Consider the following 18,566-nt stretch of genomic DNA (forward strand, 5'->3'; position numbering starts at 1 on the left):
CATGCCGGCAGCCCGCGAGGGCGCCGACGCTCGCGCTTGTTATTCCTGCGGATCGGCGCTGGATCCGTCCGCGGCGGCCGGTGCTTGCGGTTTCTCGCGAAAGCGCACGTCGGCGGCGAGATCTTCGGCTTCGGCCGCGCGTTGCGCGTCCGAATGCGCGGCGATGTAATCGAACACCGCATAGCAGAGGTTCTCGCAACCCTGGCCGGTCAGCGCCGAGATTTCGAATACCGGGCCGTCCCAGCCAAAGCCCTCGATGAAGGCCGAAACACGCGTTTTGCGCTCGTCTTCCGGCACCATGTCGAGCTTATTGAGCACCAGCCAGCGCGGCTTTTCATACAGCAACTCGTCGTACTTGCGCAGTTCGTTGACGATCGCCTTGGCTTCCGCCACAGGATCGACCGCGTCGTCGAACGGTGCGAGGTCGACGATGTGCAGCAACAGTCCCGTGCGCTGCAAGTGACGCAGGAACTGGTGACCGAGGCCGGCGCCTTCGGCCGCGCCCTCGATCAAGCCGGGAATATCGGCGATCACGAAACTGCGGCTCGGCCCCACACGCACCACGCCGAGATTCGGCGCGAGCGTCGTGAACGGGTAGTCGGCGATCTTCGGTCGCGCGTTCGACACCGACGAGATGAAGGTCGACTTGCCCGCATTCGGCATGCCGAGCAAACCGACGTCCGCCAGCACCTTCAGTTCGAGGCGCACCATGCGGCGCTCGCCAGGCTTGCCGTCGGTTTTCTGACGCGGCGCGCGGTTCGTGCTGGACTTGAAATGCAGGTTGCCGAGACCGCCCGCGCCGCCTTGCGCGATCTGCACGGTCTGGTTGTGTTCGGTCAGATCGGCGATCAACTCGCCGGTCTCCATATCGGTGATGGTGGTGCCCACCGGCATGCGCAGCGTGATATCGTCGCCGCCCTTGCCGTAGCAGTCCGCGCCGCGGCCGTTTTCGCCGTTGCGCGCCATGTGTTTTTTCGCGTAGCGGTAGTCGATCAGCGTGTTGATGTTGCGGTCCGCGACCGCGATCACGCTGCCGCCCCGGCCGCCGTCGCCGCCATCCGGGCCGCCGAACGGAACGAATTTCTCGCGGCGCATCGACGCGCTGCCATCCCCTCCGTCGCCGGCGATGACTTCAATCCTCGCTTCGTCAATGAACTTCATGCGTAACTCCGTCCCGTGGTGTACTGCTCAATGGTGCTGCCAGATTTGATGCTGCCGCATGCTTCTATTTTGCCGCGCTCGCCGCGCGATGATCAATCGGCCGAACGACATAGGCATGCCGGCATGAGGGATTCATTCCCGCCCATGCCCGCGGCGGAAAACACCGCAAATAAAAAAAGCCCCGCTAACTTCGCGGGGCCTTTTCCGGTCCTGAAGCCCGTGCCTGGGTAAAACTCAGACTGCTGCCGGGACGACGTTGACCATGTGCTTCTTCGCTGCGCCTTTGGTCGAAAACGTGACGTGGCCGTCTGTCAGCGCGAACAAGGTGTGATCCTTGCCGATACCGACGTTTTCGCCCGGGTGCATGCGCGTGCCACGTTGACGCACGATGATGCCGCCCGCGTTGATGGCTTGACCGCCGTACACCTTCACGCCGAGACGCTTCGACTCGGAGTCGCGGCCGTTTCGTGACGATCCGCCTGCCTTTTTGTGTGCCATTTGATTTGCTCCTTAACCGGTGCGCTTACGCGTTGATCGCGTCGATGCGCAGTTCGGTATAGTTCTGGCGGTGGCCGCCATGCTTCTGGTAGTGCTTCCGGCGACGCATCTTGAAGATGGTCACTTTTGCGTGACGACCTTGCGACACGACGGTAGCCTTGACGGAAGCCCCACTGACCAGCGGCGTACCGAACTTAATCGATTCGCCTTCGCCCACTGCGAGAACCTGGTCGAGCGTGATTTCAGCGTCAATGTCTGCCGGTATCTGTTCTACTTTAAGTTTTTCGCCGACGGCAACTTTATACTGCTTGCCACCGGTTTTTATGACCGCGTACATTGAGAACCTCACTCTGTGTTCATTTTTCCCACGCACCGCGCGCGGAAACCCGTGATTATACATAGAGTTAGCTGCTCGGTCAAAACTCGTTGAGAGCCGCCATGCGCACCGTCCGGCGCCTTGCCCGCCCAGCGTAGCCGCGCCGCCCGCCGTGGCGCAGATCGCCCCCGCGCCGTAGCCTGCGGCCCGGAACTGCCGCGATTCGCCTTATAATTCGCGGCACTACCCAATTCAGCCATCATGTCGTCGACCGCCACCCCCTCCCCCAACGCCGCCAGCCTGCTCGCCCCGATCGCCGAAGACATGGAGCAGGTCAATCGCGTCATCCGGCACCGCCTCGCGTCCGACGTGATGCTGATCAACCAGATCTCCGAGTACATCATCAGCGCCGGCGGCAAGCGGCTGCGGCCCGCGCTGCTGCTGCTGGTGGCGGGCGCACTGGGCGAGACCACGGGGCACCGGCACGTACTGGCGGCGGTCGTCGAGTTCATCCACACGGCGACGCTGCTGCACGACGACGTAGTCGACGAATCGGACTTGCGGCGCGGCCGTCAGACCGCCAATGCGCTGTTCGGCAACGCCGCGAGCGTGCTGGTGGGCGACTTTCTGTACTCGCGCTCGTTCCAGATGATGGTCGGCGTGGGCAAGATGCGCGTGATGGAAATCCTGTCGGAGGCGACCAACATCATCTCCGAAGGGGAAGTGCTGCAACTGCTCAACATGCACGACGCCGACGTAGACCAGTCGCGCTACATGCAAGTGATCCGCTACAAGACCGCCAAGCTGTTCGAAGCCGCCGCCCAACTGGGCGCGGTGCTGGCCGGGGCGGACGCGAAAACGGAAGCCGCCGCGGCGGAGTTCGGCCGGCGCATCGGCACGGCGTTCCAGATCATGGACGACTGGCTCGACTACACGGGCACGGCGCAATCCATGGGCAAGAATGCCGGCGACGATCTGCGCGAAGGCAAACCCACGCTGCCGCTAATCTATCTGATCGAGCGCGGCACGCCTGAGCAGTCGGCGCTCGCGCGTGAAGCGATCGAGCAAGGCGGCACCGATCGCTTCGACACGATTTTCGAGGCGATCACGCGTTCGGGCGCGCTGGATCACACGCTCGAATGCGCGAAACAGGAAGCACAGGCCGCAGCCGCAGCAATTTCGTCGTTCCCTGATTCCATTTACAAAGAAAGCCTGCTAGAATTATGTTCTTACTCGACGGCGAGACAGTCTTGAACGAGACTGAAACGCCGGGTTTGTCTGAATTGAGTCCGCAGTACCAAATTCGGGGTGTAGCTTAGCCTGGTAGAGCGCTACGTTCGGGACGTAGAGGCCGGAGGTTCGAATCCTCTCACCCCGACCAGATTTTCCTTGTTAATTCAAGGTTCGAAAAACCGCCCAGCTTGCTCGGCGGTTTTTTTTGTTTGCGTCTCGCTTTTCGCTTCCCATGCGTGACCTGCGCCGATGTGCCGATCGTCCCGGGCCATCCGAACGGGCGGCTCGCATAATCCCCTCTGCTATATTCACTCCATCCTGTCCCTATCCGTCACTACGCGTGGAACAACTTCCCTTATGGGCGCAGATCGGCGCCGTCTTTCTGCTGCTCATCTGCTCCAGCTTCTTTTCGATCTCTGAAACGGCGATGATGGCGCTCAACCGCCATCGCCTGAAACATCTTGCCAACCAGAACGCGTTCGGCGCGAAGACCACGCAAGGCCTGCTCGGACACACCGATCAATTGTTGAGCGTGATCCTGATCGGCAACAATCTGTTCAACACGATCATCCCGGTGCTCACCACGTCGATTGCACTGCACACGTTCGGCCGCAACAACGTGGTGCTGTCGATCGCGACCGGCATCGTCGCGTTCCTGATCATCGTGTTCGCGGAAATCACACCGAAAATCGTCGGCGCCACGTTTCCCGAAAAAATCGCGTTGCCGGCCAGTCTGCTGATCGCGCCGATGATGCGCGTCGCCAAGCCGCTCCTCTGGTTCGTCAATCTGTTCGCAAACGGCATCTTGCGCGTGCTGCACATCAATACGAAAGACGTGCGCGACCAACGCCTGTCCACCGAGGAACTGCGCACCATCGTGCTCGAGTCCGGCAGCTTCATGCCGACCAAGCACCGCAGCATTCTGCTGAACCTGTTCGACCTCGAGAATATTTCCGTGGACGACGTGATGATCCCGCGCCGCCGCATCGAATCGCTCGATTTCGACGCGCCGTTCGAACAGATCCTGCATCAACTGGAAACCTGCTACCACAACAAGCTGATCGTCTATCAAGGCGACATCGACCGCGTGCTCGGCGTGCTGCATGTTCGCAAGACGCTCGCCGCGCTGCACAACCAGGAACTGGAGCGCGAGACGCTGCGCGAGCTGCTGGCCGAGCCGTATTTCGTGCCGACCGGTACGCCGGTGTTCCAGCAACTGCAATACTTCCAGGAGAGCCGTCACCGCACGGCGCTGGTCGTCAACGAATACGGCGAACTGCAAGGACTCGTGACGCCGGAAGACATCATCGAAGAGCTGATCGGTGAGTTCACCACGTCGATTCCGCGTAGCGCCAGTTCACGCGGCGGCTGGAACGAAAATGGCGAATGCATCGTGGCAGGCAGTATGCCGCTGCGCGAACTGAACCGCTGGCTGCATCTCACGCTGCCCACCGACGGACCCAAAACGCTCAATGGACTGATCCTCGAAATTCTCGAGGACATTCCCGATGGCGACGTCTGCGTGCAGATTGGCGAACTCAAACTCGAGGTATTGCGCAGCGACGATCAGGCGATCCGCACCGTCAAGCTGTTCAAACCGCCGGTACGCGCCAAAACCGGCAAAGCGTCGCGCGGCTGACCCGGCGCACGCCAGCATCGCACACGAGCGCAGCGCGCGCCATTAGCCGAATGGCTGAATGGCGGCGGCCGCCGCCATACCGGATGATGAAGCCGTCACGTTCCACAGGCGGCTCATCACCGAATTCTCATGCAAGCTTCTTTTCAACCCGCAGCGGCATCGTTGCGCCCCGTCGCATTCGATAGCGAAAGCGCCGCCAAGGCGAAGCCCAAGGCATTCACGCCCGACGCCAGCGCCAATCTCACCGATCCGGACAACGCCCCCGCCGTGCGGCTGTTGACCGACACGCTGCAGGAAGCCACCCGCCGCAACGCGTCGGACCTGCACATCGAGCCGGCCGAACAGGGCTGGCGCATGCGTCTGCGAATCGACGGCGTGCTGCATGCAATACCACAGCCGCCCGCGCATCTGCGCGACGCCTTCATCACGCGCGTGAAGGTGCTGGCGCGCATGGACATCGCCGAGCGCCGGGTGCCGCAAGACGGCCGACTACGCATCGCCACGTCGCCGGGACGGGTCGAGGACTATCGCGTCAACTCGCTGCCGACCCTGTTCGGCGAAAAGCTGGTATTGCGTCGGCTCGACGCGCTGCCCGCCGATCTTTCCCTCGACTCGCTCGGCCTCGATCCGCGGCAACGCGAAACCGTCGATGCCGCGATTCGCGCGCCGCACGGCCTCGTGCTCGTCACCGGGCCCACCGGCAGCGGCAAAACGCTGTCGCTGTATTGTTTCCTGAATCTGCTCAACGGCGAGGCACGCAATCTCTGTTCGGTGGAAGACCCGGCGGAGATCCAGCTGGCCGGCATCAATCAGGTCAGCGTGCGCGAAAAAGCCGGGCTGACTTTCGCGGTGGCGTTGCGCGCGTTTCTTCGGCAGGACCCGGACGTGATCATGGTCGGCGAGATCCGCGACGAGGAAACCGCCGACGTCGCGGTAAAAGCCGCGCAGACCGGCCACCTCGTCCTGTCCACCTTGCATACGAACGACGCGCCCGCCGCCATCGCGCGCCTGATCGACATCGGCGTCGAGCCGTACAACCTGGCAGCGGCGCTGCGGCTGGTGACGGCGCAGCGGCTGGTGCGGCGACTCTGCGCTGCCTGCCGCGCGCCCGCGCCGCAATCGGCAGCGGCGCTTCGGGCAGCCGGCTTCACCGACGACCAACTCGACGGCTGGGAACCCTACGCCGCCACGGGATGCGCGGCATGCCACGGTATCGGCTACCGCGGCCGTGTCGGCGTGCATCAGGTGATGCCCGTCTCCGATGCGATGCGTGAAATGATCGTGGCGAGCGCGGGCACGCATGAACTCGCTCGGCTCGCGCAAACCGAGCAGGTGGCCACCTTGCGCGACGCGGCGCTGGCCCGTGTACGCGACGGCACCACGAGTCTCGCCGAAGCGCTCGCGGCCACCGAGGTTGCATGAGCGCCGTCACGCCCCGTCCGCCGCTAGCGGCCGACGTGCGCTTCAAATGGCGCGGCGTCGACGGCAACGGTGCAAGGAAAAACGGCGCGCTCATCGCGCCGGACGCCGGTTCCGCGCGCGCGATGCTCAAGCGCGACAACCTGTTCGTCGTCGAACTCACGGCGCAGGGGCCGGCGCCGCGCGCGAAAGCCCGCGCCGCGGACGTCACGCTCTTCACCCGGCAGCTCGCCAGCCTGTTGCGCGCCGGTCTGCCGCTCGCGCCCGCGCTGGAGCTGCTGGCGCAAGCGCAGACTTCGCGGCGGCAAGGCATGCCGCGCATCATCGGCGCACTGGCGCGCGACATCACCGGCGGCTTGCGTTTCTCGGCGGCATTGCAGCGGCATCCGGCGCAATTCAATGCGCTGTACTGTCAGCTCGTCGAAGTGGGCGAAGCAGCGGGCGCGCTAGCCGCCGTCCTCGCCCGCATCGCCGATGACCGGGAACGCGCCGCCGCGCAACGCGCGAAGGTGCGCGCCGCCCTGACCTATCCGCTTGCGATTCTGTTGCTGGCGTTGGCCATTACCGCGGCGTTGCTGATATGGGTCGTGCCGACCTTCAAGCAGATCTTCGACGGCTTCGGCGCCAAACTGCCCGCGCCGACGCAGTTCGTGCTGGCGCTATCGGCCGGCGCGGCGCGCTGGAGCATACCGGTGATCGCCATGCTCTTCGCGGCAAGCTCGGCTATGACCTTTCTGCTACGAACCTCTGAAGCGGCGCGCCTGCGCTTCGCGCGCTCGTCGCTGAAAATACCGGTCGCCGGTCCGTTGCTCGGCACGTTGTGCGCGGCGCGCTGGAGCCGCGCGCTCGGCACCTTGCTGTCGGCCGGCACGCCGCTCGCCGACGCGTTCGACTCCCTGACGCACGCCACCGGCAACGCGTTCTTCGACCGCGCCACCGTCGAAATCGCCGCGCGGCTGCGGCGCGGCGAACGGCTCGCAGCGGCAATGCGCGCGGCGCATTGCTTTCCGCCGGAGATCGTGCAGCCGGTTGCGGTTGCCGAGGAATCCGGCGCCCTTGACACCATGCTGCTCGACGTGGCCGCGCTCGCCGATCGTCAGGTAGACGAAAAGATCGGCACACTGGCAAGCCTGTGCGAGCCGCTTGTGATCATCGTGCTGGGTGCGCTGGTCGGCGGCCTCGTGATCGCGATGTATCTTCCCATTATTCAACTCGGCAACGTGGTGTAGCATCGCAGCCGAATCCACCCCTTTACCTATGCAGGCGACTCTTCCACTCGTGCCAGAAACCTCTTCCAGCCTGCTTTCGAGTCTACTGCCCGGTCATGTCGCAACGGGTCTCGGCCTCGCGTTCGGCAGCTTGCCGGCCGGCGTTCAGTTCACGTTCGCGATCGTGTTCGGCCTCGTGATCGGCAGCTTCCTGAACGTCGTCGTGCATCGGGTGCCGATCATGCTCGAACGCGCATGGCGCGAGGAAATCAGCGAGGCCACCGATAAGCCGGTGGAACAAGACGGCCTGCCGGCGCGCTACAACTTGTGGGTGCCGCGCAGCGCGTGCCCGCACTGCGGTCATGTCCTCAGCGCATGGGAGAACCTGCCGGTGCTGAGCTACGTGCTGCTGCGCGGGCGCTGCTCGGCATGCAAGGCGCGCGTGAGCCTGCGCTATCCGGCCATCGAAATCGCCAGCGCCGCGCTCGCGGCAGGCGCGCTCGCGCTGTTCGGCCCGACCGGCACGGCGCTCGCCGCATTCGGACTCTGCGCGGCGCTGCTCGCGATGAGCGCGATCGACATCGACACGCATCTACTGCCTGACTCGATGACGCTGCCGCTCTTGTGGGCGGGTCTCATCGTCAACTTCAACGGCATGTTCGCGAGCCTCCATGACGCGGTGCTCGGCGCGATTTTCGGCTACCTGGTGCTGTGGGCCGTGCATTGGTTATTCCGGCTGGTGCGCGGCGTCGAAGGCATGGGTTATGGCGATTTCAAACTGCTGGCGGCGCTCGGTGCGTGGCTCGGCTGGGCCGCGCTGCTGCAGATCGTGCTGATCGCCGCGCTGACGGGCGCGGTGGTCGGTCTCGCGGCCACATGGCGCGGCCGCATGCGCTTCGCGGAACCATTGCCGTTCGGGCCTTTTCTCGCGGCGGGCGGCGCTGTTACGCTGTTCGTCGGCACACCGCTTTTCATGGTTCTGGGAGGCTGAAGCATGTTCGTTGTGGGACTGACCGGCGGCATCGGCAGCGGCAAATCCACCGTGGCCGATCTATTCGCCGCGCATGGCGTACCGCTTGTCGACACGGATCGGATCGCGCACCGCATCACCGCGCCGCATGGCATGGCGATGCCGCAAATCGCCGCCGAGTTCGGCAATGTGTTCGTCGCGGCGGACGGCTCGCTCGACCGCGCCCGCATGCGCGCCCTGGTGTTCAGCGACGAAGGCGCGCGCAAGCGGCTCGAAGCCATCACGCATCCGTTGATTCGCGCGGAAACCGAACGGGAGCAGCGGGACGCACAGGGACCGTACGTCATCGTAGTCGTGCCGCTGCTCGTGGAGTCCGGCAACTGGAAAACGCGTGTGAACCGCGTTTTGACTGTGGATTGCAGCGTCGACACGCAAATCTCGCGCGTGATGCTTCGCAATGGTTTCAGCCGCGAACAGGTGCTGGCGATCATCGGCCACCAGGCGACGCGCGAAGCGCGCCTCGCCGCAGCCGACGACGTGATCGACAACGACAACGTGCCGTTCGATGCACTGAAGGCGCAAGTCGACGCCCAGCATTGCGTGTACCTGTCGCTCGCGGGCGCGTGAGCGGCACGCGCCCACATCTCCCGCTGCTGCGTTGAACTTTGCCGCCTTACGCGAGCCGAAGCACGCAGAAAACTGCCCGAAACACGTGAAGGAAGTTGCGAAAACGTGCCAAGAAAGTGCGTGATTGCTAGGGTAGTCCCACGGCATTAGAATGTCCTGCATTCCCGTCACCGACCACGCCCGAGGCGAGCCCGCTTGATCCTTTACGAGTATCCCTTCAACGAGCGAATCCGGACGCTATTGCGCCTCGAAGATCTGTTCGAGCGCTTCACGTTCTTTCTGACGCAGGAAGACGCCAGGGAACATCACGTTGCACTGACAACGCTGTTCGAAATCTCAGAGGTGGCGGGTCGCGCGGATCTGAAGTCGGATCTGATGAAGGAACTCGAGCGTCAACGGCAAACGCTCGCGCCGTTTCGGGGCAATCCGGGAATCGAGCAGAACGCGCTCGAAGCGGTGCTCGGCGAAATCGAGCAAACCTTGTCGGGCCTTTCGCAAATGCAAGGGAAAACCGGCCAGCATCTTGCAGACAACGAGTGGCTCGCCAGCATCCGCAGCCGAGCGATCATCCCTGGCGGCACGTGCAAGTTCGATCTGCCTTCGTACTACGCCTGGCAGCAAACTCATCCCGATCAGCGCCGGCAAGACATTGCCAAATGGGTGACGCCCTTGCTGCCGCTGCGCGATGCCGCCACGATCGTCTTGCGTCTCGCGCGCGAATCCGGCCAGGCGTCCAAGGTCATGGCGATGCAAGGCAGCTATCAGCAAATGCTGTCCGGCCGTTCGTATCAATTGATGCAGGTACGCGTGGCACCTGAATTGCGTGTGATCCCAGAGGCAAGCGCCAACAAGTACATGCTGTGGGTGCGTTTCACCGTGCAGGACGGCGATCTGCGTCCGCGCGCCGTCGATATCGACGTGCCGTTCCAGCTCACCTTGTGCAGCCTGTAACGTTCGCCCCGTAAAACCGGATCGCGGGGTCGCGCCTTTAAAGCGGCGGGAAACACCCTATATTCGACCTATATTCCATTCGCGATTGACTGCCTGACCGTATGCCCACTGTCGTCAAATGCCCTACTTGCGGAAAGGATGTCCGCTGGACCCCTGAAAACCGCTTTCGCCCGTTCTGCTCCGATCGTTGCAAGCAGATCGACCTCGGCGCCTGGGCCGCCGAGAAGTACAAGATCGGCGCCTCGGACCAGGACGCGCAGTCCGACGAGTCGCCGGGCGGGGACTACAACCCGCACTGAATGCAGCGCCGCGCGCACTGTTCCGCGCACCCGGACGCTGCGTCACACAGCGCTCGCGACCTCACGTCGTTCCATTAGTTTTTCTCAGCCGCGAGCCATTCCAACACGGGAATCGTCGCCGGCAACAGAGGCGAGACGTCCGCGGGCAGTGCCTGCCAGACAAACGCCTGACCCTCGCGCCCGTGCGGTTCGCCGGCCCAGTCCGTCACCTTGCAGAAGAACAGCCGCACATACGCATGCGGGTAATCGTGTTCGAGCGTATGCCAAAGGTGGCTCGCCTTGACGTCGATGCCCAACTCTTCGTGCAGTTCGCGAGCCAGCGCCGCTTCGACCGACTCGCCCGCCTCCAGCTTGCCGCCCGGAAACTCCCAATAACCCTCGTACGGCTTGCCGGCCGGACGCTGCGCCAGCAGATACCGGCCGTCGGGCTGAATCAGCACGCCGACGGCGACTTCCGTCACCGGACGGCCCGCGGCGTTGTTCCGCGCGCCGCTCATGCCTCGTTCTTGCGGCCAGACCAGTCGCGCGCGAATTGCCATGCAACGCGCCCCGAGCGCGACCCGCGTTCGAGCGCCCACACCAGCGCATCGCCGCGCGCCGCCTCGACTTCCGCGTCGTCGCAGCCGAAATGGCGCAGCCAGTGGCCGATGATCGACAGGTAGTCGTCCTGCTTGAACGGATAGAAGCTGACCCACAGCCCGAAGCGCTCGGACAGCGAGATCTTTTCCTCGACCAGTTCGCCGGGATGGATTTCGCCGTCGGACGTGTGCTTGTACGTCTCGTTGTCGCTCATGTACTCGGGCAGCAAATGACGGCGGTTCGAGGTCGCGTAGATCAGCACGTTGTCCGATTGCGCGGCGATCGAGCCGTCCAGCGCGACCTTCAGCGCCTTATAACCCGACTCGCCGTCCTCGAACGAGAGATCGTCGCAGAACACCACGAAGCGCTCCGGCCGCTGCGCGATCAGCTCGACGATATCGCCGAGATCGTGCAAGTCGTCCTTGTCCACTTCGATCAGACGCAAGCCGTCTTTCGCATACGCGTTCAGGCAGGCCTTGATCAGCGACGACTTGCCCGTGCCGCGCGCGCCCGTCAGCAGCACGTTGTTGGCCGGCTGCTTGTGCACGAATTGACGCGTGTTCTGCTCGATCAAGCCTTTCTGGCGATCGATGTTTTGCAGGTCGTCGAGCGTGATGGTCGAGATCGCCGGCACCGGCTGCAAGTAGCCGCGCCCCTGGCGCTTGCGCCAGCGAAAAGCGACCGCCGACGACCAGTCGATCTGCGGTGCGGCGGGCGGAAGCATTGCTTCGAGGCGAACGAGCACGGCTTCGGCCCGGGTCAGAAACTGTTCGAGTTTGTCCATGGCTGTGAGTGAGCGGCCGTCAGCCGCGTGATGAACCTGGTTACGAACGATAGTCGGCGTTGATGCTCACGTAGTCGTGCGACAGATCGCAAGTCCAGATCGTGGCTTGCGCGTTGCCGCGGCCGAGCACGACGCGAATGCCGATCTCGCTCTTTTTCATGACGCGCTGGCCGTCTTCCTCGCGGTAGGCCGGATTGCGGCCGCCGGCAGTCGCGACCAGCACGTCGTCCAGATACAGATCGATCTTGCCGACGTCGAGATCGTCCACGCCGGCATAGCCGATGGCCGCGAGAATGCGGCCGAGATTTGGATCCGATGCGTAAAAAGCCGTTTTCACGAGCGGCGAATGGCCGATCGCGTACGCGATCTGGCGGCATTCGCCGACGCTCGAACCGCCTTCGACATGCACCGTCATGAATTTGGTCGCGCCTTCGCCGTCGCGCACGATCAGTTGCGCAAGCGTTTGTGCGACTTCGGTCACCGCGTCGCGCAGCGCTGCGTAGGCGGGCGAATCGGTGGAGGTGATCGCCGGCAGGCTCGATTTGCCCGACGCGATCAGGATGAAGGAATCGTTGGTCGACGTATCGCCGTCGATCGTGATGCAGTTGAACGAGCGGTCCGCCACGTGCTTGACCAGCGCGTCGAGCACCGGCTGAGCAACCGCGGCGTCGAACGCGAGGAAGCCGAGCATGGTCGCCATGTTCGGCTTGATCATGCCGGCGCCCTTGCTGATGCCGGTTAGCGTGACCGTGTGGCCTTCGATCGTGACTTGGCGCGACGTGGCCTTCGGCAGCGTGTCCGTGGTCATGATCGCCTGCGCCGCGTCATACCAGTTCGCTTCCTTGCGGTTCGCCAGCGCGGCCGGCAGGCCCGCCTTCAAACGATCGACCGGCAGCGGCTCCAGAATCACGCCCGTCGAAAACGGCAGCACCTGTTCCGGCGCGATGTCGGCCAAACGCGCGAGTTCGGCACAGGTTTCGCGCGCATGCGCAAGGCCCGGTTCGCCCGTACCCGCATTGGCGTTGCCAGTGTTGATCACCAGCGCGCGAATCGGCTTGCCGCCCGCGCGCACGCGCTCCAGGTTTTCGCGGCACACCGTAACGGGCGCGGCGCAAAAACGGTTCCGCGTAAACACGCCGCCTACTGTCGCGCCTTCGTCGACGGAAATGACGAGCACGTCCTTGCGGTTCGGCTTGCGGATATTCGCCTCCGCCCAGCCGAGCGTGACGCCGGCGACGGGATGGAGTTGAGCGGGATCGATCGAGGGGAAATTGACAGCCATGGTCGCGACCTGTCGAAGAAAATGCCGGCGGACGCCGGCATCGAGGGATCGGAAACTGATGGCTCGGGTGTGTTGCCGAACCACCGCGAAATCAACAGCAAGCAGCGTACAAAACGACGCGGCGCGCTCGGAAGCGCGCCGCCTTCGGCATTACGCGATCTTGCCGTGGCACTGCTTGTACTTCTTGCCGCTGCCGCACGGGCACGGGTCGTTGCGGCCGACCTTCGGCACCTCGTCCGCGCTGACACGCGAGCCCGCCGCGTGCGACGACGAGCCGTGGCTCATCGCCTCGCCGATCATGGCGGCGGTGGCCGCCTCGGCGGCAACGGGTGCCGCGGCGGCGGCCTCGGCGAATTCGGCATGACGGAATTCGACGTTTTCGAGGTGGCTGCCCTGCTCCTCGAACTGCTCGGCCGCCTGTTCCAGTTGTTCCGGCGACTGGATCTGCACGTTCATCACCACGCGGGTGACTTCGAGCTTGACGGCGTCGAGCATGGCGGCGAACAGTTCGAACGCCTCGCGCTTGTATTCCTGCTTCGGATTCTTCTGCGCATAGCCGCGCAGGTGAATGCCCTGGCGCAGATGATCGAGCGCGGCCAGATGTTCGCGCCAACTGCGATCCAGCGTTTGCAACATGATGGAGCGTTCGAACGCGCTGAACGATTCGCGGCCGACCAGTTCGACCTTCGCTTCGTACGCTTCGTCCGCGGCGCCTTCGACCGCTTCGAGAATCTCGTCCACGCTGATCGAGTTCGACTCGTTGATCATTTCCTGGATCGCGAGGTCGAGCTGCCATTCGTTGCGCAGCACTTCCTCCAGTTCAGGCACGTCCCACTGCTCCTCGATGCTGCCGGCCGGCACGAACTGATGAACGATGTCGGCGATCACGCCATGGCGCATGGCGCCGATGGTTTCCGTGATGTCGTTCGCTTCGAGCAATTCATTGCGTTGCTGGTAGATCACCTTGCGCTGATCGTTCGACACGTCGTCGTATTCGAGCAATTGCTTGCGAATGTCGAAGTTGCGCGCTTCCACCTTGCGTTGCGCCGATTCGATCGAGCGCGACACGATGCCCGCCTCGATCGCTTCGCCTTCCGGCATCTTCAGGCGATCCATGATCGCGCGCACGCGGTCGCCCGCGAAAATGCGCAGCAGCGGATCTTCCAGCGACAGATAGAAGCGCGACGAACCGGGGTCGCCCTGACGGCCCGCACGGCCGCGCAACTGATTGTCGATCCGGCGCGACTCGTGACGCTCGGTGCCGATGATGTGCAGACCGCCCGCGGCCTTCACCTGATCGTGAAGCGCCTGCCATTCGTCGTGCAGCTTCTGGATGCGGCGCTGCTTTTCGTCGGCCGGAATCGTTTCGTCCTGTTCGATGAACGACGCCTGCTTTTCCGCGTTGCCGCCGAGCACGATGTCGGTGCCGCGGCCGGCCATGTTGGTGGCGATCGTGATGCGTTTCGGACGGCCCGCTTCGGCGACGATCTCCGCTTCACGCGCGTGCTGCTTCGCGTTCAGCACCTCGTGCGACAAGCCGGCCTGCTTCAGCAGATGCGACAGCAGTTCCGAGTTTTCGATCGACGTCGTGCCGACCAGCACCGGCTGCCCGCGCTCATAGCAATCGCGGATGTCGCGGATCACCGCGTCGTAGCGTTCCTTCGCGGTCTTGTAGATCTGATCCTGCTTGTCGATCCGCTTGGGCGGACGGTTGGTCGGGATCACGACCGTCTCGAGCCCGTAGATCTCGTTGAATTCGTACGCTTCGGTATCGGCCGTGCCGGTCATGCCGGCCAGCTTCGCGTACATGCGGAAGTAGTTCTGGAACGTAATCGAAGCGAGCGTCTGGTTCTCGCTCTGGATCTTGACGTGTTCCTTCGCCTCGACGGCCTGGTGCAAGCCGTCCGACCAGCGGCGGCCCGACATCAGACGGCCGGTGAATTCGTCGACGATGACCACCTCGCCGTTCTGCACCACGTAGTGCTGATCCTTGAAGAACAGCGTGTGCGCGCGCAGCGCCGCGTACACGTGGTGCATCAGCGTGATGTTCTGCGGCGCATACAGGCTTTCGCCCTCGCCGATCAAGCCCCACTCGGCGAGCAGACGCTCCGCCTTTTCGTGGCCCGATTCCGTCAGGAACACCTGACGGCCTTTCTCGTCCAGCGTGTAGTCGCCCGGCTTCTCGACGCCGGTGCCGTCCGCCTTCTCTTCGCCGATCTGGCGTTCGAGCAGCGGCGGCAGCGCGTTCATGCGCACGTAGAGTTCGGTGTGATCCTCGGCCTGGCCGGAGATGATCAGCGGCGTGCGGGCTTCGTCGATCAGGATCGAGTCGACCTCGTCGACCACCGCGAAATTGAGGGCTCGCTGCACGCGCGCGTCGGTCTCGTAGACCATGTTGTCGCGCAGGTAGTCGAAGCCGAATTCGTTGTTGGTGCCGTAGGTAATGTCGGCGGCGTAGGCCTGTTGCTTGGCCGCGTGATCCATCTGCGACAGATTGATGCCGACCGACATGCCGAGGAAGTTGTACAGCCGCGCCATCCATTCGGCGTCGCGCTGCGCGAGATAGTCGTTGACCGTGACGACGTGCACGCCGCGGCCCGACAGCGCGTTCAGGTAGACCGGCAACGTGGCGACGAGCGTCTTGCCTTCGCCGGTGCGCATTTCGCCGATCTTGCCGTAGTGCAAGACCATGCCGCCGATCAGCTGCACGTCGAAGTGGCGCATTTTCAGCGTCCGCTTGCTCGCCTCGCGACACACCGCGAAGGCTTCCGGCAGGAGCTTGTCGAGCGATTCGCCGCTCGCGACGCGCTGGCGGAATTCACCCGTTTTGGCGCGCAGTTGATCGTCCGCCAATTGCTCGATCTGCGGCTCGAGCGCATTGATCGCCGCGACGGTCTTTTGGTATTGCTTGACTAACCGCTGATTGCGGCTGCCAAAAATCTTCTGTAGAAAGCCGGTGGTCATCGGATCGGTGTCTGCGTCGCGGCTTCGGCTGGTTCGCGGCGTGCGGTTCATGCACGTGCGCTCCCGGGTCGGAAGGGCCTCGGCGGCTTAGTCCAAGAGTGAATTCGAATCGCGCATTTTAGCACGCGCCCCAGCCCGCGCCTGTGTCAGCGGTGCGACGGCGGCAAGGCGTCCGAAGCCCGTCGCAGCGAGCTCCGGCGGCGCCGTTCGAGGCGGACCGCGACGTGTCTCGCGCGGTACAATCGCGGCGTGAACGCGCATGGGGCGCGAACACGCCGTCACGATCGAACATGAGCCGTTCTCCGTCCTTTTCGAGGCCGCCGCCCAAGCAGTTCAACGCGCGCCGCCCACAGCCCGTCGCCGAGGTGCTCAAGCGCACCGACGCGTTCGCGGCCCTGCGCGCGGGCGTCGAGCAGATCGCCGCGCTGGAGAAGGATTTGCGGGAATTGCTGCCCGACTATCTGGCAACCAGCGTGGAGCCCAGCTTCATCAAGGAAGGCGTGCTGGCGCTGTTTGCCGCGCACAACGCTTTGGCGGCGCGTTTGCGGCACATCGAGCCGCGCTTGCTATCCGATTTGCAGCAGCGCGGCTGGCCGGTGAATGCGCTGCGAATCCGCGTGCGGCCGCAGCCTGTCAAGGAACCGCCGCCGGCCAAGCAGGCGCGCATGACGCCGGTCGGCGCCGACGCGCTGCACGCGTTGAGCGAATCGCTCGCGCCGTCGCCGCTACAGGAAGCGCTGGCGAAAATGGCGGCACGACATCGGAGAAATCGCTGAGCAAAAAACAAGCGGCCCGTTTGGGCCGCTTGTTTATCATCCGTTCGCTTCGAGGTTTTCAACCGCAGAGCTTATGCAAAAGCCGTCTGCGTCTCGTAGGCGAAGCCGCGCGGCGCTTTTTGCTGGTCGTCGAAGGTGACGATTTCGTACGCATCTTCATGCGCCAGCAGTTCGCGCAGCAGCGCATTGTTCAGGCCGTGACCCGACTTGTACGCGTTGTACGAAGCCAGCAGCGGATGACCGATCACATACAGGTCGCCGATCGCGTCGAGCATCTTGTGCTTCACGAATTCGTCGTCGTAACGCAGGCCGTCGTTGTTCAGAATGCGGTATTCGTCGAGCACGATCGCGTTGTCCATGCTGCCGCCGCGCGCCAGGCCCAGTTCGCGCATCATTTCGACTTCATGCGCGAACCCGAAAGTACGGGCACGGGCGATTTCCCGCACGTATGACGTATTGGCGAAATCCACTTCCAGCGCCTGACCGGTTTTATCCACAGCCGGATGACGAAAATCGATCGTGAATTTGAGCTTGAAACCGAAATACGGATCGAGACGCGCGAATTTATCGCCGTCGCGAATTTCGACTGGCTTGGTGACCTTGATAAATTTCTTCGCCGCGTTCTGTTCTTCAATACCGGCCGATTGAATCAGAAACACGAAAGAACCCGCGCTGCCGTCCATGATCGGGATTTCCTCGGCGGTGACGTCGACGTAAAGATTGTCGATGCCGAGACCGGCGCAGGCGGACATCAAATGCTCGACCGTCGACACGCGCGCGCCGTCTTTCTGCAGCACCGAAGCGAGGCGCGTATCGCCAATCGACATTGCCGATGCGGGAATATCCACCGGCGTGGGCAAATCCACGCGCGAAAACACGATGCCGGTATCCGGCGCCGCCGGACGGAGCGTCAAGTCGACTTTACGGCCGGAATGCAGGCCGATGCCGACTGTCTTGACGATCGATTTGATAGTGCGCTGCTTCAACATGGTGATCTTCTATTCGATTGAAAATCCCAATCGGGACTTTTTGTTCCATAGCACGAATTATACTCCATTACCCTAAGGAGCGTCGTCGCATGGAACGTATCAATCTGTTTCGCTCCATTACCCGCTGGGCGGCTGCCAGGGAAAGCGTGACGGGCCGATGTCCGGAACGGAGGCGTTTCCGGTCATCGGCCCGCGTAACGGCATGTCACAAAAGCGTCTTATCCGTCGTTGCCCCTGCACAACAGGCTCGCGGCGTACCGCTGCGTGATCGAGCGCGAGGACTCGACGTCGAGTGACTAGCTCAACGTAGCCAGAATACTCCCTGCATCGCTGACTTCGAATTTGCCGGCAGCCTCGACGTTCAACGTCTTGACCACGCCGTCGTCGACCACCATTGCGTAGCGCTGGGAACGGATTCCCATGCCGCGCGCCGACAAATCCTGCTCCAAACCGAGTGCCCGCGTGAAAGCCGCGCTGCCGTCCGCCATCATGCGCACCTTGCCCGAGGCGTGCTGATCGCGTCCCCACGCGCCCATTACGAACGCGTCGTTGACGGACACGCACCAGATCTCGTCGACGCCAAGCGCGCGACACTGCTCGGCATGCTCGACATAACCCGGTACATGTTTGGCCGAACAGGTCGGCGTGAACGCGCCCGGCAATCCGAAGATCACCACGCGCTTGCCCGCCGTCTGCTCGCGCACGTCGAAGCTGTTAGGCCCGATCGTGCAGCCCGCCCGCTCGTCTTCGACGAATTCGAAGAGTGTCGCGTCGGGCAGCTTGTCACCTGCCTGAATCATGCTCAGTCCTTTGCATCGATGCGGAGCATGCTCGCACGTCGTCGTGTCGCAGTGATTTCAGCGTCAGCCCA

At 63.4% G+C, this 18,566-nt stretch carries 18 protein-coding genes and 1 tRNA gene; 10 read left to right on the top strand and 9 right to left on the bottom strand.

The window, feature by feature from the left end; translation table 11 throughout:
• Positions 1-39: 39 nt before the first annotated feature.
• The 3 genes from cgtA to rplU all read right to left on the bottom strand — a co-directional run bounded on the left by cgtA (position 40) and on the right by rplU (position 1,996).
• Positions 40-1,161 (bottom strand): Obg family GTPase CgtA, encoded by a 1,122-nt coding sequence (gene cgtA / locus BUE39_RS24240; RefSeq protein WP_073431262.1) that lies wholly within the window; start codon positions 1,159-1,161, stop codon positions 40-42.
• Between the two features lie 234 nt (positions 1,162-1,395).
• Positions 1,396-1,659 carry a 50S ribosomal protein L27 gene (rpmA, locus tag BUE39_RS24245; protein WP_073431263.1) on the bottom strand — a complete coding sequence of 88 codons (264 nt, stop codon included), beginning with the start codon at positions 1,657-1,659 and terminating at the stop codon, positions 1,396-1,398.
• A 25-nt stretch (positions 1,660-1,684) separates the two neighbouring features.
• A complete protein-coding gene (gene rplU / locus BUE39_RS24250; RefSeq protein ID WP_007180329.1) occupies positions 1,685-1,996 on the bottom strand; it encodes a 50S ribosomal protein L21 in 312 nt (103 codons plus the stop codon).
• Positions 1,997-2,236: 240 nt separating this feature from the next.
• On the opposite strand from rplU, the gene BUE39_RS24255 reads away from it, so the two are divergent.
• The 9 genes from BUE39_RS24255 (at position 2,237) to yacG (ending at position 10,321) form a co-directional block, all read left to right on the top strand.
• Positions 2,237-3,229: a polyprenyl synthetase family protein gene (locus BUE39_RS24255; protein WP_073431264.1), complete on the top strand. Its 993-nt coding sequence runs from the start codon at positions 2,237-2,239 to the stop codon at positions 3,227-3,229.
• A gap of 50 nt (positions 3,230-3,279) precedes the next feature.
• A tRNA-Pro gene (locus BUE39_RS24260) sits at positions 3,280-3,356 on the top strand.
• 192 nt (positions 3,357-3,548) lie between these two features.
• Positions 3,549-4,847: an HlyC/CorC family transporter gene (locus BUE39_RS24265; RefSeq protein WP_073431265.1), complete on the top strand. Its 1,299-nt coding sequence runs from the start codon at positions 3,549-3,551 to the stop codon at positions 4,845-4,847.
• Positions 4,848-4,976: 129 nt separating this feature from the next.
• Positions 4,977-6,269 (top strand): GspE/PulE family protein, encoded by a 1,293-nt coding sequence (locus BUE39_RS24270; protein ID WP_073431266.1) that lies wholly within the window; start codon positions 4,977-4,979, stop codon positions 6,267-6,269.
• Positions 6,266-7,495 (top strand): type II secretion system F family protein, encoded by a 1,230-nt coding sequence (locus BUE39_RS24275; RefSeq protein ID WP_073431267.1) that lies wholly within the window; start codon positions 6,266-6,268, stop codon positions 7,493-7,495. The genes BUE39_RS24270 and BUE39_RS24275 overlap by 4 nt, the downstream gene beginning before the upstream one ends.
• A 28-nt stretch (positions 7,496-7,523) precedes the next feature.
• The gene (locus BUE39_RS24280) at positions 7,524-8,465 is read left to right on the top strand and encodes a prepilin peptidase (RefSeq protein WP_073431268.1); all 942 of its coding nucleotides are present in this window, start codon (positions 7,524-7,526) and stop codon (positions 8,463-8,465) included.
• Positions 8,466-8,468: 3 nt separating this feature from the next.
• On the top strand, positions 8,469-9,071 hold the full coding sequence (gene coaE / locus BUE39_RS24285; protein ID WP_073431269.1) for a dephospho-CoA kinase: 603 nt from the start codon (positions 8,469-8,471) through the stop codon (positions 9,069-9,071).
• 195 nt (positions 9,072-9,266) lie between these two features.
• The gene (gene zapD, locus BUE39_RS24290) at positions 9,267-10,022 is read left to right on the top strand and encodes a cell division protein ZapD (protein ID WP_073431270.1); all 756 of its coding nucleotides are present in this window, start codon (positions 9,267-9,269) and stop codon (positions 10,020-10,022) included.
• A 101-nt stretch (positions 10,023-10,123) separates the two neighbouring features.
• Positions 10,124-10,321 (top strand): DNA gyrase inhibitor YacG, encoded by a 198-nt coding sequence (gene yacG / locus BUE39_RS24295; protein ID WP_073431271.1) that lies wholly within the window; start codon positions 10,124-10,126, stop codon positions 10,319-10,321.
• 74 nt (positions 10,322-10,395) lie between these two features.
• On the opposite strand, the gene BUE39_RS24300 is transcribed toward yacG, so the two are convergent.
• The 4 genes from BUE39_RS24300 to secA form a co-directional block, all read right to left on the bottom strand.
• Complete coding sequence (locus BUE39_RS24300) at positions 10,396-10,818, bottom strand: NUDIX domain-containing protein (protein WP_073431272.1); 423 nt, start codon at positions 10,816-10,818, stop codon at positions 10,396-10,398.
• Positions 10,815-11,684 (bottom strand): ATP-binding protein, encoded by an 870-nt coding sequence (locus BUE39_RS24305; protein ID WP_073431273.1) that lies wholly within the window; start codon positions 11,682-11,684, stop codon positions 10,815-10,817. Before BUE39_RS24305 ends, BUE39_RS24300 begins: the two co-directional genes overlap by 4 nt.
• 40 nt (positions 11,685-11,724) lie before the next feature.
• Complete coding sequence (argJ, locus tag BUE39_RS24310) at positions 11,725-12,966, bottom strand: bifunctional glutamate N-acetyltransferase/amino-acid acetyltransferase ArgJ (protein WP_073431274.1); 1,242 nt, start codon at positions 12,964-12,966, stop codon at positions 11,725-11,727.
• A gap of 150 nt (positions 12,967-13,116) precedes the next feature.
• Complete coding sequence (secA, locus tag BUE39_RS24315; RefSeq protein ID WP_073431297.1) at positions 13,117-15,930, bottom strand: preprotein translocase subunit SecA; 2,814 nt, start codon at positions 15,928-15,930, stop codon at positions 13,117-13,119.
• 290 nt (positions 15,931-16,220) lie between these two features.
• On the opposite strand from secA, the gene BUE39_RS24320 reads away from it, so the two are divergent.
• Positions 16,221-16,706: a DciA family protein gene (locus BUE39_RS24320; protein WP_073431275.1), complete on the top strand. Its 486-nt coding sequence runs from the start codon at positions 16,221-16,223 to the stop codon at positions 16,704-16,706.
• A 71-nt stretch (positions 16,707-16,777) separates the two neighbouring features.
• Here the strand turns inward: BUE39_RS24320 and lpxC are convergent, their stop codons facing one another.
• Positions 16,778-17,695 carry a UDP-3-O-acyl-N-acetylglucosamine deacetylase gene (gene lpxC, locus BUE39_RS24325; RefSeq protein WP_073431276.1) on the bottom strand — a complete coding sequence of 306 codons (918 nt, stop codon included), beginning with the start codon at positions 17,693-17,695 and terminating at the stop codon, positions 16,778-16,780.
• Positions 17,696-17,991: 296 nt separating this feature from the next.
• Positions 17,992-18,495, bottom strand: coding sequence for a peroxiredoxin (locus BUE39_RS24330; protein ID WP_073431277.1), 504 nt, complete (start codon positions 18,493-18,495; stop codon positions 17,992-17,994).
• Between the last annotated feature and the right edge of the window lie 71 nt (positions 18,496-18,566).

This window comes from Paraburkholderia terricola (assembly GCF_900142195.1).
Classification (GTDB): domain Bacteria; phylum Pseudomonadota; class Gammaproteobacteria; order Burkholderiales; family Burkholderiaceae; genus Paraburkholderia; species Paraburkholderia terricola.

What these genes read in the sequence shown, in the direction of transcription:
- cgtA (WP_073431262.1), bottom strand. Translation starts at nt 1,161, where the DNA reads ATGAAGTTCATTGACGAAGCGAGGATTGAAGTCATCGCCGGCGACGGA.
- rpmA (WP_073431263.1), bottom strand. Translation starts at nt 1,659, where the DNA reads ATGGCACACAAAAAGGCAGGCGGATCGTCACGAAACGGCCGCGACTCC.
- rplU (WP_007180329.1), bottom strand. Translation starts at nt 1,996, where the DNA reads ATGTACGCGGTCATAAAAACCGGTGGCAAGCAGTATAAAGTTGCCGTC.
- BUE39_RS24255 (WP_073431264.1), top strand. Translation starts at nt 2,237, where the DNA reads ATGTCGTCGACCGCCACCCCCTCCCCCAACGCCGCCAGCCTGCTCGCC.
- BUE39_RS24270 (WP_073431266.1), top strand. Translation starts at nt 4,977, where the DNA reads ATGCAAGCTTCTTTTCAACCCGCAGCGGCATCGTTGCGCCCCGTCGCA.
- BUE39_RS24275 (WP_073431267.1), top strand. Translation starts at nt 6,266, where the DNA reads ATGAGCGCCGTCACGCCCCGTCCGCCGCTAGCGGCCGACGTGCGCTTC.
- BUE39_RS24280 (WP_073431268.1), top strand. Translation starts at nt 7,524, where the DNA reads ATGCAGGCGACTCTTCCACTCGTGCCAGAAACCTCTTCCAGCCTGCTT.
- coaE (WP_073431269.1), top strand. Translation starts at nt 8,469, where the DNA reads ATGTTCGTTGTGGGACTGACCGGCGGCATCGGCAGCGGCAAATCCACC.
- yacG (WP_073431271.1), top strand. Translation starts at nt 10,124, where the DNA reads ATGCCCACTGTCGTCAAATGCCCTACTTGCGGAAAGGATGTCCGCTGG.
- BUE39_RS24300 (WP_073431272.1), bottom strand. Translation starts at nt 10,818, where the DNA reads ATGAGCGGCGCGCGGAACAACGCCGCGGGCCGTCCGGTGACGGAAGTC.
- BUE39_RS24305 (WP_073431273.1), bottom strand. Translation starts at nt 11,684, where the DNA reads ATGGACAAACTCGAACAGTTTCTGACCCGGGCCGAAGCCGTGCTCGTT.
- argJ (WP_073431274.1), bottom strand. Translation starts at nt 12,966, where the DNA reads ATGGCTGTCAATTTCCCCTCGATCGATCCCGCTCAACTCCATCCCGTC.
- secA (WP_073431297.1), bottom strand. Translation starts at nt 15,930, where the DNA reads ATGACCACCGGCTTTCTACAGAAGATTTTTGGCAGCCGCAATCAGCGG.
- BUE39_RS24320 (WP_073431275.1), top strand. Translation starts at nt 16,221, where the DNA reads ATGAGCCGTTCTCCGTCCTTTTCGAGGCCGCCGCCCAAGCAGTTCAAC.
- lpxC (WP_073431276.1), bottom strand. Translation starts at nt 17,695, where the DNA reads ATGTTGAAGCAGCGCACTATCAAATCGATCGTCAAGACAGTCGGCATC.
- BUE39_RS24330 (WP_073431277.1), bottom strand. Translation starts at nt 18,495, where the DNA reads ATGATTCAGGCAGGTGACAAGCTGCCCGACGCGACACTCTTCGAATTC.